Raw genomic sequence first — 17,396 nt, 5'->3', positions numbered from 1 at the left:
TCAGCCCCTCTGGGATGTCAGGATACGAACCCGAATGATACAATTCAACACACATCATTTTAAACTCATAACTATAACGCATAAAAATGCCCTCCTTACTGGTTGTCCAGTAAAGAGGGTACATATCAGTGAACTTTCAGCCCATGTCGTTTTTATGTACGTTGAACTATATGGCTTTACATCCAGGACATCATTTGCCAGAAGCAGCACTCTGGTGGCTTCTGTATCAAGGACGGTCCATTCTACAGGCAGCCCGGCACATCTGCCCAATTTTATTATGTCACCTTTTTTGTAATTATGAAGTATACAACATGCCTGCCCAGTCACATGACTCAGTTCCGCCCTCTCCTGAATGAAGTGTGAGAACCGCATCACAGTCATCGAACTCATCCGTAAAAAGTAGACTGATCCTATATTCCTCAAACTCTTTCCTGAATAAATCTATCTGTTCTCCTATCTCCGGAATCAGACTCGAATCATGCTCATCTTCTGCCATCAATATAAGCGTGTCAATGTCAACATAATCATTCTCTAGTTTTCTGTAGTTATCCACAAGATCCTGCAGCCCCTTAAGTTCTCGGGACACTTCTCTCGGCTTATCAACATCATCCCAGAATCCCGGCTGTTCCATCTCGTAATTAAGTTTTGCTATTCTGTCTGTCTTGTTTTCAATATCAAGGGACGACTTGACCTCCTCCAGTGGCTCCCTGTAGGATGCCATCGCTGCCCTGAACTCATCTATCTCTATCACTCAAATTCTCCTGTAAAATCTGATCAGTCAATCTTGGCGCAGCAATTCTTGTACTTCAGTCCACTTCCGCAAGGGCAGATGTCATTTCTGCCTATCTTCTTAGCGTTTCCATCCACCCACATGGCAGGTCTTAATAGCCCTCGAGAACTTCCAGTATAACAGCCACCTTTAACTATAACTCCATCTGCGGATACATAAGCCGCATAGATATCATTCTCACCTGGCGTACGCAGCCACCACCATCCTGTACCTGTATTCGCATCTGCAAATGCGCCATTATTCTTTGCACTTTCAGTCACATGGCATTTTCTAGCTTGGTCACTGTTAAACATCATTTTTACTTCATCAATTGACAATAAGAACAACCGATCGCTCGTATCCTTGCCGCCTGATACTCCTGTTAAAACATTGTCATTAGTTTTAACACTTGTAGTTTGTATTAGTTTCTGTTCTTTTATGTCAAAACATTTACTAAAGAACTCATTATTTAGGTACTGCCGTATTGTACTTGTCTCCCATGTTACAGAACCACTCTTCGAATGATAGGCTTTCGCTTCAATACCACACTTCGACAACACAAGCAGTTCATTTCCTTTAACCTGTATGATCTGCCATTCAATTGGCATACCATCAAAACTTCCAATCCTTATAATGTCTCCGTATCTATAGTTATGAGTAGGCATCTTAAAGCTATTGTCAATCATTTTTTTATTATCTTTTATACTCTCTTTGTTAGTTTCTGCTTTTATTACACCATTATCAGCAACTATCATACCTAACTTCAATGCTGCCATCTTTTCATTTATTGCACATACCGGGCATTTTGACGCAATACTTTTACTGTATTCCACACCGCAAATCTGGCATATAACTTTGTTTCTACTTACTTTGTCGTGGCTATATTTTACTATCTCATTTTCAGTAAGCTTTGATATCGTAGCGTGTAGGATATACTCAGGCACAATTTCTGAAGATGCTATGTTGTTTGCAACATTTTGTTTATTCTGGTTTGTTTTATATATCTTATATCTACTTTTCTTGCTCATATATATATTTGTATGATAAATAGGTATCATACATTTCCTTTCGTTTTATCTTTGTATTACAAAATAAACTATTTTCTACTACAAAACATTTCCATCAACCCACATTGCTGGTCGTAATACACCTCGCAGGCTGCCAGCGTAACAGCCCTCTCTTACTATAGAGCCATTTGTTGTCACATATATCTCATAATTTTTCTTCTCTCCAGGTGTCCTAAGCCACCACCATACATTGCCTGTTGACTCATCTGAATATGCTCCTTTCCTCTTTGCCTGTTCTGACACCGCACACTTTCTCTCTTCATCACTGTTAAACATTGATTCTGCTTCTTCCAGTGATAACAGGAACAATTTATCAATTGTATTATTTTTTCCTTTATTACGTATCTCTGAGTCACATATCTTCCCCTGTTCTCTAGCATCAAAGCAGCTACTAAGGAATTCATTATTTAAATACCGTCTTATTGTGATCGTTTCCCAAGCTACAGGCTCACTTCCAGAATTGTATACTCTTGCCTCAAGTCCTTTTCTGGATAATATCACCGTACTTATAGTTATGCATTTTTTCTGAATTATTGTTCTCACTGTCTTGTTTTGTTTTATTTTCATTAATAGCTTCATTGTCTGACATCAGTTCTTTTTTTTAAAGTAATCATTCATTAAACTTTCATCCACAACGCGGGTCTGATACCGACAGAGGAATCATTCACTTTGAATCCACCAGCATTAATCCAGCCTGTCCCATCGACACACGATGCGAGTTTGCTATCAAAGCCTGGGGATCGCAGCCACCAACTGGCTGAATTAGTTTTATCATTGATAAAAAACTTTACAAACGATTCATTCACACGGGATTTTGCAAACTCTGTTGCTTCCGCCATTCTTTTTTTTATATCATTCTCTAGATATTGTTCTGTCTCATCTATGCTCAGGCAAAATATTCTGTCATACGTATCTTCTCCGCCATATGTTCTATTGTGTTTTCCATAATTTCTATTATCTACATTTACATTTTCTATCTGTTTGCGCTCAAGTGCTGAAAATACGTCTTCAATAAAAGCCATGATTCAGATATTGCCTAAGTGAGCTCGCTTTCCATGTAACAGCTCTATGTACAGAATTATATGGAATCACATCTAAAACATACTTTGACAAAAGCAGGACTTTATCCTTATCTGCCTTTAGAACGATCCATTCTACAGTTTTTCCAGCATATGAACCAAATCTGACGATATCACCTTTCGTATAGCTACCTCGCTGCTCAGACTGATCTAATCCTTGCGTTTCAGTCTTTGTCATTTCTGATAATTTTTGTGTCAAGATTTTATTTGTTTTTTTCAGTTCGCACATCGGACATGTCGAATATTTATTTTTATCATACTCAATATCACAAATGGGACACGTGGCTTTTCTTTTTGAACCACTGCGTTTTTCATATCTCCCTTTATCTGTATCACGCAAACAGGAGATTGTCGGATAACTGACAACCTCTACAGAATTTTGATATTCTATTTCCTGTATATCACATCCACATTTGGGACACTTATAAATCGGCATACTTGTTTCTCCAGTATTGTTTTTATATTTGAATACACTTCCAAATACATTTTTAAATAAAGTCACTTCTCATTCACTAAAACTTCATCCACAGCGCAGGTCTGATGCCACTAAACCAATAAGTATTATTAACGGCGCTGCCAACCTCATTAATCCAACCTGAACCGTCAACATGCATTGTAAAATCTTCATATATTCCAGGAGTACGCAACCACCATATGCCACCGCCTGTTCTACGTTTTACAAAACGCTTCTTTATATCATCAGCCTCAATTACAATCCGATCCGTCGGTACTGCAATTCTATCTTTTTTCCGTGGAAAATATTTTTTCACTTCTGAATAACTCAGACAAAAAATTTTGTCCTCTGTGCTCTTGCCACCGCTTCTGTCATTTAAAGTATTATTCCCACTTTCAACTTTTATTTTCGCTATACCTTTTTTTTCATCATTTGAAAAAACCGTTTCCAGAAAATCGGTATTAAGGTATCTTCGAAGCGAACAGCTTTCCCAAGTAACTCCACTGTTGTCCAAGTTATATGGTTTTATATCCAATATTTTTTTAGATATGAGCAAGGCTTTGTTATTATCGACGTCTAGTACCATCCACTCAACAGGCTGACCTCCATATTTACCGATTCGGATTATGTCGCCCTTTTTATATTCAGCACGCATATTTGCGGAACTCGTAACTTTATTTCGCTTTTCGCTAGCCAGCTCTCTCTCAAGCTCATTATATCTTTTTCTCAATTCACATTGCGGACATGATTCATATTTTTTGCTGTCGTATGAGATTTTACATATTTTACATAATGTCCTTCTCTTTGCCGCCAGACTTTCCTCGTACCTTTTTTTATCAACTGCGCCCAGTGCGGAAACCGTTGGATATATGAAAGTTTTATCTGAATCAGTTATTATCTCCATGTCATATCCCCTCACACCATACATTTATTGCTTTATACACGCTGTTATAAGTTTACTATATTTTCTTATATTTTTCATCACATTTGACAAATAATTTCAAGTAAATTTCAAGTGAATGTACAAATTATATTATTTCAGTTAATTTCTGATTCAACATGTGCCCAACTATGCTTTCTTATCTATATTATAAACTCTACAACCTCATTACCTTTCCGTTTCTGCAGCCATCAATATATTCTTCAAATATGTCACTTTCCAATGTATCCGGCTTACAAAGAACAACCTCGACGTCCGAATCGTTCAATAATTCATTAACCTCAAGCCTGTTCTCTCTCTGTATCACTATACTGTTAACACGTGGCAGATTCTCATCTGTAATATAATACAATCTTTTTTCATCATCACTTATCTCTTCAAGCATCTTAAAACCGATAAAAAAAACGTGACTCATATTATGGTCATCATATTTTTCACACACATCCCTGTAGCAAGGCTGCGTCTCACCATTTAATATTTCAAATTTCCTTACACCCATGAGTCCAGGAGTTTCATAGACATATGCCACATGTATTTCATTGTAATCTGTTATTTCTTCCTTTAACTTTTCAATCGTCTGGTATATCAGGCAGTTGATCCTGCTCTCTGTCCCACATCCTGGTTTTTGATTTATGCAAATTACAGTATAGAGATTTCTTTTCTCCAACTGAAATTCCTGTGAAAAATCACTTAGTGCCATATGTAATCCCTCTCTTCTTCAAAGTTATTCGTCTTTTATTTATCTGATCATATTTTTTAGCTGATTTTGCTTTATACTATTCTGGGTTTATTACGTTTTTCTGTTTTGCTATATTATGCACTTTGAATAATTTTTTTTGCCAGCACTTCTGCCATAATCAGTGTTCCTTCCTCGTCCTTGTCCAAAATATCCTGAATATCATAGTATGAGCACGTATTCACATTATTTTCTGTAAGAGAATATTCTAAGTTCACAATCCGAAGCTGTGGCATATAATCTCCGCCATTCGAAATGATAAATGCCTGCTGCAATCCATGGTTTGTGTAATCACCGTACACACCTGGTTCATTTTGTGTAAAATTCTGAAACTCCTTTCCTACAGCAGCCGCCGAATCTGTTAATATTATAAGCTGCTGAGAAACTGACACATTTTTATCCTGCTTACACACAGAGTCCATGTACTGGTTTATAGTCTTCAGCTGAAGATTTAACGCAGAATTAAGTTCTTCATGTCCATCATCACTTCCACCATAAAATGAGATATCTGCAAGGCTTCTGAGTACCTCATTCTCATCTTTTGAAATTGATCTTTTTCCGGAAAATCTCATATTTTCTGGTTTATCATGCAACAGAACAACACTGTAACTGATATCTATATCACATTTATCTTTCTTTAACTTTTTAAGATTGATAAGCAAATGTTCTATCAGATAATAAATCTGTCCATACACAACTGAAAAAGATAGTGTTGCATCCAGTACCACTCCAAGAACCAAAGCTTTTGTTTTATTTTCACCCGATATAACCTTTGTATGTATTATTTTATTATCACCCATTCCAGTCACCTTCCTGCACTAATCACATTCATTGTTTTCTTCTCAATTTATACTATCTGATCGTAAGCTCAAATGCTGCGCCGTCACACACGACCTTATCTCCGTCTTTTATCTCCATTTTCAAACTTTTATGGCTGTCACTGCCTTTTTCGCTATCAGCTCCGATTTCCTGTCTGCTGCATATATCAATATCTCGTCCCGGCAGCGGTATTACTGTGATTTTATTTTTATAATTACATACTGAAAACATAATTTTTCCATCCCAGATTATATCCCGCACAGAAGCTTCATAAAGCGGGCTTCCTGTTTTTTCGCCATCTGGATTCTTGCATACAACCATAATGTGTTTTCTTTCTTTTACTGACTTTTCTTCGTGAATCAGTCTTGATTTTCTTAACTCAAGCTTTGTTTCCAATAGATCCCATGAGCCATTGCACTGATCAAGCAGAAAACTCTGCATATCCGAGATTATGTCTGACACTTTTGTATAGCACTCATTTGTTTCCGGATTGCAGCACATCTTTGCCAGAATATCTCGCAGTGGCGCATATTTTTTTCCAAGATACTTCTTTTTGAACCTGTCCTTATTTGCCTTAATTCCATAGCCGATCTCTTTATCCATGCAATATATCGTTGAAGAAAGTAAATTCTCATGCTTTGTTTTTAACTGTTCATCGGTAAAATACTCCCGTCCATTTAACCAGAAGAAAAACAATCTTCCAGCAGAATATACATCCGTGGAAATATCCCACTCTGTTATTTTCTTATCTGTGAATATTGCAGGCGACGTATAGCCATTGCTAAAACCTATGTCCCACCCTACGACATTCATCGTTTTTTTACTGCCTGCAATATGTGAAAAATCAAAGTCCACAATGACAACATCGGAATTTCTATCTGAGATCATAACATTTTCCGGCTTGATATCCCTGTGCAGATAAGCCTGCCTGGAATATTCCGTATAATATTTCATTCCATATAAAAATTGCATCATCTGGCGATAAACAAGCCACTCTGCCTGTTCTTCTGTGATCTCATCAAATGCGATCTTTTTTTCCAAATCAAAGCGAAAGTCCTTCAAAGTCTTTCCTTTGACAAATTCAAGTTCCACCCCATATATCTTTTCACCACTTGGAGTTACCCCCGTAAAATTGCCATATACATGCTCTATATAAGGATGATAGAAACAGAAGGCCCCTTCTCTCTGCAGATTGTTCAGTTTATACGCGTCATCCGTAGTTTCCACAAATTTCAGAAGACAGTCCCTGTTTGTCCTGGTTTCTACCGCCCGTACTACATAATATTTGTCATTGTATCTTGCAGGAGTGGCAAGAACATACAGCTGTTTACCATTATCGTCTGTGATGTAATCTCCTGTTTCAAAAAATAAAGTATTCATACGCCCCTCCACCTGCTATTCGGCTATACACAAAAAAGCTGTCTGGTCATCATCCTTGTCCATCCTTGCCAGTGAAAAAATCTGATTGAGCAGAAATCCCTCTTCCTGTGTGCTGCATTCATTCATTATTCTTCCAAGTATTTTCTCATTCATATGTCCAAAACATCCATCTGAACCTGTAAGGATTGCATCTCCACTTTTTAGATTTCCAATTGAACTAACATATATGTCATCTTCCAGTATTTTATCATATTGTCCCAGGCTACAGTATAATATATGATCATTTCTATAGTATTCTGGAGAATACCGTTCATACGCACCTGCAGCAACTGCCTGCTCTGCAACAGTCTGGAGTTTCGACATCATCTTCATCTTTTTGGCAGTTTTTCTGTATAGGTATATTGGAGAATCTCCAACATTTGCAATCACAGCACAGTCATCAATCAGACAAACCGCACTGATCGTAGAACCAGTAGCTTCGAATTCATCCGCTCCATCACACACTTTTCTGTTTGCAGCCTGAATTGCTTTTACCATAATTTTTTTTATATCACCAATACTGTATTTCAGTGAAAATTCCTCCATATCCGAGCTCATATACTGCTCCATAACATCCACGTAAAAAGTATTCATAAAACCTTTTACTGCGTTTTCAGAGGCTCGTCTGCCCTCGCTAAGACCTCCCATTCCATCCGCAACAACGATCAGCTGTATTTTTTTATCTTTCATAAAGGAAAACTGTGAATACATGAAACTATCTTCATTTTCACGATGATTTTTGTCAGCAGCTTTCTCTGTTTCTGAATATATTCTATAATCCATAAACGCTCCTATCTTACATATTTCTATGATATTTTATTCTTCAAATTCCGTAAACAGGTAATTATATATATCTGCAACTATAGGTATCATATCACTGCCTTCCTTACCGCTTACCTTGCACTGATTTGCAACCACAACATATCTTGGATCATCATATGGTGCAAAGCTTATATACCATGCATTCATAGTATTATCAGCATCACCCGTTTCAGCAGTTCCTGTTTTTCCAGCCACACCGTATTCATCAAACACTTCTTTTTCATATTCCAGGCCATGAAGAGAGCAGCACTCCTGCGCAGTGGATCTCATATAATCTACAAGTATTCTTGAAGCCCTCTTACTCGTGGCACGTCCCATTTTCTCTGGTTTTCCACTGTATACTGTCTTTCCGTCTGCATCTATAATTGAATCAACCATGTAAGGCTTCATCAGATTTCCATCGTTTGCAACTGCCTGGGCTATCATTGCAGCCTGAACAGTTGTTATCTCTGTCTCCCCCTGTCCAAATCCTGTCTGTGCAAATATGTCTTCAGCAACATCTGTATTCCAGTTATATCTGACCTCACCAAAATCAAGAAGGAAGCCATCACCATCATTTGTAAGCATGAATTTTTCAGCTGTTTCATTAAGCCGGGCTTCTCCAAGAACCAAGGCAGCCTGTGCAAAATAAACATTTGAAGATATATTTAATGCCGTTTCCAGATCTATTTCATCACCATTTTCAACATCCAGAGTACTTGTCCTGTAACTGTAGGCGTCACAGATCCATCCACCATCCATCTGCAGTGAAGTATTCTTCACTGTGAAATCTTCCATATCATGATCTATAAGAGCCGCTGCAACCAGCACCTTAAATATACTTCCCGGTGCCTGCGGATTCTTATATGTTACCGGGTATCCAGGCTCTAATCCAGTGTTCTTCTGATCCTCAACCATTTTCTGCTGGGCTTCTTCCAGATTGTTAAAGTCATATGTAGGGAAACATACATCTGCAAGAATTGCTCCGGTTTCCACATCCATAACGATTGCTGAACCTATATCATCCGTTGAGCTGATGTAGTTACTCATTGCCTCATACACATGGTTCTGTAACCCATCATCTATAGTTAGAACAGCACTCTCTCCTTTTCTTCCGTCCAGATTAACCGTATTGTATATCGAACCGTCCTCGTCAAAATAATTTTCATCAAGGAATGCCATAAGACGTGCATCATTTCTGCTTCCGACTACATCCTCAGCAGTTTCTGCCAGTGGATAAAATACATGTCTTCCGGTGTACCCAAGCAGTTGTGCATAAGCCATGCTGTTGCTGTATACCGTCTTGACTTCGTTCTTTTCATCGCCGTCTACATAATCGGTAACAGCAAGAGCATTTCCATTTCTGTCATATATATCCCCTGGCAGAATCGATTCGTCATCCTTTTCCACTTTAGCATATACCTTGAGATTATCCGCACGCTTGTTTACCCCTTTTACTACGCCCGAGTTCATATACAGTGCGGCAATTTCCGCAATCAGCATGCTTCCAAGTATCATACATACTGCGCTTATTCTTTTGTTACTCTCATGTTTATTCATCTGGCATCCACCTTTCTATTCCGTCATTTCTTAGCTCAATGTCTCTTCTGATTCCAATTCAATTTTTGTTGAAATAACAAGCAGTATTGCTACCAGGCACATGCTGGTTACAATTGCTGAAAATCCCTGCGAAAGGAAATAAAGCGGTATACCTGTTATTGGAAGCAAAGCCATGTTGTAACCTATGTGAATGATACTCTCTACCGCTATCAGACACGCTATTCCAGCTGTCACTCCCTTACTATAGTTATTCTCGCACTTTTCTGCTATATACGTTGACCTCTTGACGAAGGCCAGAATAAAAATGATCAAAATAATTCCTATCGAAATTCCGCATGTTTCTATAATATTTGCAAATATAAAATCATTATTTGCTTCAGGAAGATCTATCCTGTGTCTTTCTGTTCCAATTCCGAACCACCCACCTGTTGCAATAGACATAAGTCCTTTTGTACCCTGATATCCATAATCATTCATGTATAATTCAGGATGAAAAACAGCTCCAAACCGTCTTACTATCTTTGATACAATGCCCGGCAGGGCACCCTCATTTTGTACCATGATTGGGAACAGGATCTTTGCACTCACTAACCACACGATCACAAATCCGGCTGCAGATACTATCTTCAAAGCTGCGGTCCATCTGTTGTGCGAGCCGAACAGGTGGAGCATGATAAGCCCTGTAATATAAACTATCATCAAAGTTCCGAGCTCACTGCACAAAACAAATACAATGCTGAGAATTGCTGTGTGTACAAACAATATAATGCCTCTGTTAATCTCCCATTTTATTATTTTTATAGTATCGCTATCCTTACACAACAGCCCGGCAGCTACAAAAATATACATGATCTTTACAAACTCAAATGGCGTTGTGCCTGCAATAGAAATTGTTGCCCCCTGGTCGCCTCTGTCACCAACAAGCTGTCCTAAAAACAATACTGCTATAGATATGCCATACTGGAGAAACATCATTCCAATTACTACTTTATCTTCAGATATCCATTTTGATAATCTTGAATATAATGCAAATGCTATAACAGCAGATCCTAGTACCACCACCAGCTTAATCAACGCTGATATCACAGCTCCGTTTCCTCTATCCTGGATATTCTGCACCAAAAATCCAAGATTTAAGAGAACTATTACGATTATGAACAGCTTTTTATCTGCCTTTGCAAATGTTGAACCTATACATCCAACAACTGTAAATAACATCATAACCAGCGAAACTGGAATATAAGAAACACCACATCCTTTATAAAGTGCCACAAGCATCATTCCAAGCTCCACAGCCAGAACTACCACTATGCTTTTAAGGTCAATATAAGCAAACAATCTTGAGCACATGCTCTTCATCCTGTAGTCTGTAAATCTTTCATTGGCATTTCCGTCCATGCTCTCACCTCCAAATCTCTAGTCTGCTTTGTGCATACAATTATACACTCTTGTTGGTTCAATTCTTTTTGTCGGTTCTGGAGCAGGCTTTGCCGATGCCACCTGCGTTTTGTCATTGTTCTCGTCACTCCTGTTTTCTGCTCCGGCACTCATCACAAGTCGCTCCGTTTTACTTGGCTTATGATTGTTCGTCGGGCATGTAACTATTATCTTGCTTTCTCCGATATAGAATACTTCCTTACCGTTAAGCTTCAATCCCCGTCTGTATCCTATCGTTTCATAGTCATTTATATCCTGGTTAAACCACTGAACCGGATTGTATTTTGACATATTTACTAACTCATAATAACTTCCGCTGTCCTGAGCGATTTTTTTTACAACTGCATGAACCGGTTCTGCAAACTCATCATTTAAAACGATTTCATTTCCATTGCCACTTCCAATTCTTGCACTCCTTGTAACAACTTTTATCTGTCTATACTCCACCTCCCCTGGACACTTAACACATACAACCGGACCGTTTGCAATCTTCACGTTCTGAAGATTCTTTATAGGTCCGCAAGAATTCAACGCTTTGTTTTTCTTATTCTTTACGTCCTTCCATACTCCACTTCCATGCGAAAGATACATCACCAAAAGTGCCACCAAAACAAAAAGTCCAAAACCAATTAAATAACCTAACATAAAAACCATCACCTTTCCTTCATTTGAATTTGTTGTTGTAATTGATGGTCTTATTATATGGTTATTTAATGGCCTGGACTACCAACCCAAGTTTTGGCATCGCCGCTACTTCTGATCTGCATTTTCCTGATCACTTAACTCAACAATTGCCTCATATATATTTTCCAGAGTTTCTCCAATATCTAAAGCTCTGGTTTTATTATTTAAAACATGGTTAATTACATAATATTTTCCTTTTTCATTTTCATATATGGTTTCCTCGCCTATAAAAATTCCAAATAATGTCGAGAAAAAGCCATATATAAATTTATTCAGACTTGTGTCTGTTCCTATTATTATCTTTGTTTCAAGCAAATCTTTGTCCATAAGTTTGCCCTCATATTTTTTATTGAGGAGCACGGAATAATACATCGCAACAAGAAAATGCATCAGCTGTATTTCATCTCGCGTTTTTACTCTGGTTATCTGTCTCTCATTCAGTTCCGTATATGCCTCATACCCTTCGCACTCAGTCTGATATAATCTATCATCAAGATAAACAGCGTCATTTTCCATGTCCATATATTCAGCCCACGCCCGATACCTCTCTGTTGCAGCAAACACTTTCCAGATATCTTCAAATTCTACATCCAAACTTTCTTCACCTGTCTTACATGAGTCTAATACTGTGCTGTAAAACATCTCGACAAGAGATGCCCCCTGATCATATATAGAAAATGATTCCAGAATCCGCCTAGCTGATACATATTCCGGCAATTCACCATGATCTTTCATATATCCACCTAAGATTAACATAATTATCAATTTGTCATTAAGGCTTTTTTCAGAAAAACTACGGCTATTATCCGCAACTGCCATCAACCCGCCTTCCGTAAAATATTTTTCTGAACTTTCATACTCCGATAACTGTACCATATGTGCAGATTCCAGCATTAATGAGACCTCTTCATAATTAAACCGCAAATGAACACACAGGTCGATCAGCCATTCTCTGGATATGAATGAACTTGAAAACATCCTTACATAACTATTCCGGTAATTTGGTGCAAGATTAACTATCGCCCGCTCCAAAGACACATGTTTATAATACCTGTCTCGTTGTTCATATATATTTCTGAACCTTACACCTATTGTTCTGTTCGACGATGCAAATGAATTTTTATGTACCACTGTTATCAAATTGATCAGTTCATCAACATTTCTTACCCTATTTAAGTCGGCGCTGATTGAAACAGTATTCCTTTCCATCGCATAAACATTTTTTTCTTCTGTTGAAAGTTCAATTTTACTCAGCTTACTTTCAAGTTCTTTCTCTAACTCCGGGACCTCTTTAAATTGTAAAATGCCGCGTGCGACCTGAATAAGCAGTGCATCATGCAGGTTTTTGCAATATAAATCCAATCGGAGCATTTCAAGGAGTCTTTTCCTCGCATGCTGGTATCTGCGGTTTCCAGACATGTTTTCGTCAGAGTCCACCTCTTCTTCCGCACTATACACAAAATGATCATACTCCCATAATGCAAGAGATAAAAAAGTCTCAATATCTCTTGGCATACTGGTTTTACCGTTTTCCCAGTTTCCAATCGTATTACGGTGTACTGTATCACATTCACTGCCATTCTTTTTAAATACATATATATGTTTACAGAACTCTTTCTGCCGCATCCCGTTTCTTAACTTTTTTACCCATTTTCCCGAATATTCATCCTGCATATATTACAAAATCTCCTCTATATTTCTTCTATGTTTCTTCTATATTTCCTCTATAGTTCTTCTATATCTCCTCTTATGCCCAATTTAATTCTTTTATCCTGCTTATAATACATGAAATAACAGGATCACCAACATTAACCGGCGCATAAGCTCCCAGCAAATGATCATTCTCCACCGCATCACATCCTGTGGAGCTGATACTGTGCCAGCTTATACCCTTTCCGTAATCTTTCTCAAACATATGAAGGCTGCTTCGCCCCAGCATTCCATAAGATTCCAGCATTTTCTCAGCCGCCTTACTTCTTCCGGCAATATCTTCTGCATCCACAGCAGATGTTTTCTCACGGCTGTATAACAATTCATCATAGTCGCTAGATAACTTGCCGCGCAGCAGATCACTTTTTGATACTACGCCTAAAAAGCGCTTATTAGATAAATATTCCGGATCTGCATATCTTCTATACATCGACACAACATGTTCATAAATCTTTAATGTCGGGATATAATTGCCTGCTTTTTCTTCTGTATCTCTATCATACCCTGATTCAAGTATTTTTTTTGCATTAACAACCATATCTCTGTTTTCTTTCTGATATTCAGCTTGCTCTGCCAAGGACATCGCACTGCATTTTTTGAACTGACTGTATCCCTTCATTCTTTTCAGGGATATATTTTCTATTCCCATATCACGGGGATCAAACAGGTACATATCAGCATAAAGATGATTTAGCAGTTGATTTCCACTAACACTAGTTACCGTATCCAACCGGTCAATAAAGCTGACAGGTTCATCATATATTCCTACTATTAATGTTTTACGGTCAGCACCTTTTCCATAATCTGCTCTGAGAAAAACCGGTACATTTTCACCACACTTTTCATTCACTGGACATTTTCCATTCTCAGTGCACATTTTTTCTGACTGTTCTGACACATATGCATAAATTGTATCTTTTTTATCTTTTTCAAAATGGGCTGGTCGTATTGACAATGATTCATTTTTCAGCAATACAGTCTGCGCCAGACTTTCCGCTTTATTGTTGAATAACGAATATAAAAAAGAAGTCTTTCCTGCACCATGTGATCCAAGCAGTGAAATGCCTATAAAGTCATCAGCCTCATTCCACCCTGCCGGCAGTCTGTTATGACAATATGGACAGCATGGTAAAGCATAAAATACCGGATCTGCTGCTTCATTCAAAAACGTACATAATCCATTTTCCGAAGAAAACTGTAATCCTGTTCCTGAAATTTCGCATGTTTTTAATCCTTCTGAATCTGCTTTAGTATCTGCTTTGGTATCTGTTTCATTCAGCTCAAAACGCATGCTATATATTCTTTTCATTTTATCCTCAAAGCTGTCTGAACTATGTTTCAAAATTCCTTCAACTTCTTTTTGCTCTTCATTTTCCCCGTTCTGAACAAGCTCTTTTAACAGCTCCAGGCCATTTTTACCATTTTTTTGTTGACCTGCCAGCAAGACTACATGCTGCTCTCTGTCCACAAACTCAAGATTTTTCTGACGTGAAACATCATTTTCCAATATATATGATCTGATTTTATTTGATATGACAGTCTCGTTCCTTACACGGTTCCAATCCCAACCATCTGCACATATTACCTCGTATGCAAGATTATTTGGATCTATCTTTTTTCCATCATACGGACAAAAATCTAATTTTCCCATAACTTATCTCCATATAATTTTCTCTGTATAAATTTCTTTATACTTAATCTGCGAATCACTCGTCTACTTTGAATATATACATCAGTCTTTTTCACGCATATTAAATAGATATCTCTCTAATCTTTTTCCATACTGCTGCACACTCTTATAAAGATCCTTCATGCTCCTCATATCAGATTTGATGCTCTTTCCGCATGTTCTCATATTCTTCACACTAAAACAGTCTCTCTGTTTTTTTATTTCAGACATCTTAATATATACTTCTGCTATATCTTTGCGCATTGCATGTATCCCCGCACGCTCTTTTTCTGAATAATCATTTTCTTTTTTTAATATTTCCTCAACGCAATAAGCGTAATTGCGTTTATATTTGTCATACTCTCTGTCAAAATTCTCTAACAGTTCACGAAAATACTGTGAATTCTTCTTATCTTTGTAAGCCCTCATAATTCCTATTACACACAACACCGTGAGCAGTACCGCTATAACTGCTATAGGCCAGTTAAGGTTTCGCCCGTTTTCGGTAGCATTTTCAGTCGTTACCTTATCTTCTTTTTCTGTCTTTTTTTCGTCTACAGTATTCTCTTCGGAATCTATTTTCTCCGGGGTTTCCAAGTTGTCAATTTCATTTGTGTCTGTTTCTCCCGAAACATTGTCATTCTGTTTATCTGCATAACCGTCTTCTGTTGTGACAATATTTTCCTGAACGTCTGCATATACCTTATACGGTGTTCCCGCAAGGAACACAAGCAATGCGATCAAAATAGCTGCCTTAAAAATAAAATTATGTTTCATATCAATACCCTCCTGTTCCATTGAACACCAGCCATGCAAAATTTGCCTTCGGCAAATGGCTGGCACTACATGTCAAGTTTTCATAGAAAACTTGACACATCCTAATTAGCTGCTTTCTCAGTTACTATCAGAATGGTATCATAATTATTTAGCATATTATACAAACCCGGAATTGTGCAAAAAGAGATTAAAGATTACCTTTAACCTCTTTTTTATTTTCATACTATCCTATTGTCACACATAAACGCTATCTGTTTTCTTGCCTCTTCGCTCCCTTTATCAGCTGATCTTTGGAAATAGCGCTTTGCTTCCAGATTATTGCCCTGTACATAGTAGATACAGCCTAAAAGATATGATGAAAATGCTGTATCAGTTTCAATCAGTTTTATTATACCTGGCTCATTTTTACAGTCCAGCTGTCTTATATCCATACTTTTTTCCGCGAGCATATTGATCGCATTTTGTATGTTTTCGTCTATCTCTGCGGATTGTACTTTTTCCTCGCGAATTGTATATGTATCTTTATTGATTACACTTCTTATATTTCTCATAAGTTCCGAAAAATGATTTCTTTCATCCAGATCGAAATTAATAGCCTGATAATCTGTTAGTTTTCTTGGAAGATCCTGTATAGACATCCCTTTATACATCGGAACAAGAAGCTTTTCAGTAAGATCCCCCTTCATATATGCAAGAAATCTCTGCCATTCACTTTTTACCCAGGTACTTCTGAAATACTCTGGTCTAGATCCCAATACGATCATAACCTTTGCAGAACTAATAGCATCAAATATAGCCGCCTCGTATAATACACCGGCCCTGTTTCTCAGTGTCTTTTTTGAAAAGAATACATTATATCCTTCTCTTTTCAATGTATAATACAGCATTTCAGCGTCAAAACTGTCCACTGTTACGCCTCTTCCATCAAGTTCTCTCTGCTTGTAGCATATAAAAACATCGTATTTTTTTTCGCCATTATTTCTTAATTTTTTTATTTCTGCCTGTATCTGTGAAAACCGCTCCACATCACTTATCAGACGCCTGTATTTTCCCAGCCAGTGTACTGTCTTAAGCATTAAGTAATCTTTATCCTCAAAAATATTTGTATCCACTAATTTGTGGCAGGTTAAAGCGCCATTTCCATTTTCGTCCTCTACATATACTACCCCATATCTGCAACACAGTCTGCCCCATATTGCATCGTAGTTATCTGGAGAGATCTTCAATATATCCTCATACAGTTCTAAAGCCGAGTTAAATTCATAACTATCACGATACTTAACTGCTGCTTTCAGCCATCTTTCTACGTCCTCACGCTGTCTTTCTGTGTCGTCACCAATTTCATTGACTGCACCACAGTATTCGCATCTGCATTTTCCATCATGCTGCGATGCCAGATTAAGTGGTCCGCCACAAAGTTTGCACTTATTATCTATAATACCTTTTTTTTCATTCATGAATACAATCCCAGCCTT

General features: G+C 37.7%; 17 protein-coding genes and 1 pseudogene. 1 reads left to right on the top strand and 17 read right to left on the bottom strand.

Annotated features, from left to right (window positions below; all coding sequences use genetic code 11):
* The coding region (locus tag ARA78_RS14110) for a hypothetical protein (RefSeq protein WP_207641801.1) at nt 1–295 on the top strand (295 nt) is incomplete at its 5' end.
* 9 nt (nt 296–304) lie between these two features.
* Here the strand turns inward: ARA78_RS14110 and ARA78_RS10985 are convergent.
* The 17 genes and pseudogenes from ARA78_RS10985 to ARA78_RS10905 all read right to left on the bottom strand — a co-directional run.
* Nucleotides 305–751 (bottom strand): annotated as a pseudogene (locus ARA78_RS10985) (PCRF domain-containing protein); the annotation flags it as partial.
* 23 nt (nt 752–774) lie between these two features.
* Nucleotides 775–1,797, bottom strand: coding sequence for a DUF6273 domain-containing protein (locus ARA78_RS13920; RefSeq protein ID WP_172674923.1), 1,023 nt, complete (start codon nt 1,795–1,797; stop codon nt 775–777).
* Between the two features lie 78 nt (nt 1,798–1,875).
* Nucleotides 1,876–2,403, bottom strand: a complete 528-nt coding sequence (locus tag ARA78_RS10975; protein WP_055280539.1) for a DUF6273 domain-containing protein — start codon at nt 2,401–2,403, stop codon at nt 1,876–1,878.
* Between the two features lie 50 nt (nt 2,404–2,453).
* Entirely contained in the window at nt 2,454–2,858 is a 405-nt protein-coding gene (locus tag ARA78_RS10970) for a DUF6273 domain-containing protein (protein ID WP_055280538.1), read from the bottom strand.
* Nucleotides 2,845–3,351, bottom strand: a complete 507-nt coding sequence (locus ARA78_RS10965) for a DUF6273 domain-containing protein (RefSeq protein ID WP_055280537.1) — start codon at nt 3,349–3,351, stop codon at nt 2,845–2,847. The genes ARA78_RS10970 and ARA78_RS10965 overlap by 14 nt, the downstream gene beginning before the upstream one ends.
* 76 nt (nt 3,352–3,427) lie before the next feature.
* Nucleotides 3,428–4,273, bottom strand: a complete 846-nt coding sequence (locus tag ARA78_RS10960; protein ID WP_055280536.1) for a DUF6273 domain-containing protein — start codon at nt 4,271–4,273, stop codon at nt 3,428–3,430.
* 193 nt (nt 4,274–4,466) lie between these two features.
* Nucleotides 4,467–5,009 carry a hypothetical protein gene (locus tag ARA78_RS10955; protein ID WP_055280535.1) on the bottom strand — a complete coding sequence of 181 codons (543 nt, stop codon included), beginning with the start codon at nt 5,007–5,009 and terminating at the stop codon, nt 4,467–4,469.
* Between the two features lie 113 nt (nt 5,010–5,122).
* Nucleotides 5,123–5,845 (bottom strand): hypothetical protein, encoded by a 723-nt coding sequence (locus ARA78_RS10950; protein WP_055280534.1) that lies wholly within the window; start codon nt 5,843–5,845, stop codon nt 5,123–5,125.
* A 52-nt stretch (nt 5,846–5,897) separates the two neighbouring features.
* Nucleotides 5,898–7,244, bottom strand: a complete 1,347-nt coding sequence (locus ARA78_RS10945) for a protein kinase domain-containing protein (RefSeq protein WP_055280533.1) — start codon at nt 7,242–7,244, stop codon at nt 5,898–5,900.
* A 15-nt stretch (nt 7,245–7,259) separates the two neighbouring features.
* Nucleotides 7,260–8,066 carry a PP2C family protein-serine/threonine phosphatase gene (locus ARA78_RS10940; RefSeq protein ID WP_055280532.1) on the bottom strand — a complete coding sequence of 269 codons (807 nt, stop codon included), beginning with the start codon at nt 8,064–8,066 and terminating at the stop codon, nt 7,260–7,262.
* 33 nt (nt 8,067–8,099) lie between these two features.
* Nucleotides 8,100–9,644 (bottom strand): penicillin-binding transpeptidase domain-containing protein, encoded by a 1,545-nt coding sequence (locus tag ARA78_RS10935; protein ID WP_055280531.1) that lies wholly within the window; start codon nt 9,642–9,644, stop codon nt 8,100–8,102.
* 30 nt (nt 9,645–9,674) lie between these two features.
* Nucleotides 9,675–10,937: an FtsW/RodA/SpoVE family cell cycle protein gene (locus tag ARA78_RS10930; RefSeq protein ID WP_172674922.1), complete on the bottom strand. Its 1,263-nt coding sequence runs from the start codon at nt 10,935–10,937 to the stop codon at nt 9,675–9,677.
* Nucleotides 10,938–11,060: 123 nt separating this feature from the next.
* Nucleotides 11,061–11,726 (bottom strand): hypothetical protein, encoded by a 666-nt coding sequence (locus tag ARA78_RS10925; RefSeq protein WP_055280529.1) that lies wholly within the window; start codon nt 11,724–11,726, stop codon nt 11,061–11,063.
* A 105-nt stretch (nt 11,727–11,831) separates the two neighbouring features.
* Nucleotides 11,832–13,439 carry a helix-turn-helix domain-containing protein gene (locus ARA78_RS10920; protein WP_055280528.1) on the bottom strand — a complete coding sequence of 536 codons (1,608 nt, stop codon included), beginning with the start codon at nt 13,437–13,439 and terminating at the stop codon, nt 11,832–11,834.
* 73 nt (nt 13,440–13,512) lie between these two features.
* A complete protein-coding gene (locus ARA78_RS10915; protein WP_055280527.1) occupies nt 13,513–15,126 on the bottom strand; it encodes a hypothetical protein in 1,614 nt (537 codons plus the stop codon).
* Between the two features lie 81 nt (nt 15,127–15,207).
* Nucleotides 15,208–15,873: a hypothetical protein gene (locus ARA78_RS10910; protein ID WP_156329458.1), complete on the bottom strand. Its 666-nt coding sequence runs from the start codon at nt 15,871–15,873 to the stop codon at nt 15,208–15,210.
* Nucleotides 15,874–16,139: 266 nt separating this feature from the next.
* Nucleotides 16,140–17,378 carry a toll/interleukin-1 receptor domain-containing protein gene (locus ARA78_RS10905; RefSeq protein WP_055280525.1) on the bottom strand — a complete coding sequence of 413 codons (1,239 nt, stop codon included), beginning with the start codon at nt 17,376–17,378 and terminating at the stop codon, nt 16,140–16,142.
* Nucleotides 17,379–17,396 lie beyond the last annotated feature (18 nt).

The organism is Coprococcus eutactus (assembly GCF_001404675.1).
Lineage (GTDB): Bacteria > Bacillota > Clostridia > Lachnospirales > Lachnospiraceae > Coprococcus > Coprococcus aceti.
This window is presented reverse-complemented; position numbering and strand designations above follow the sequence as displayed.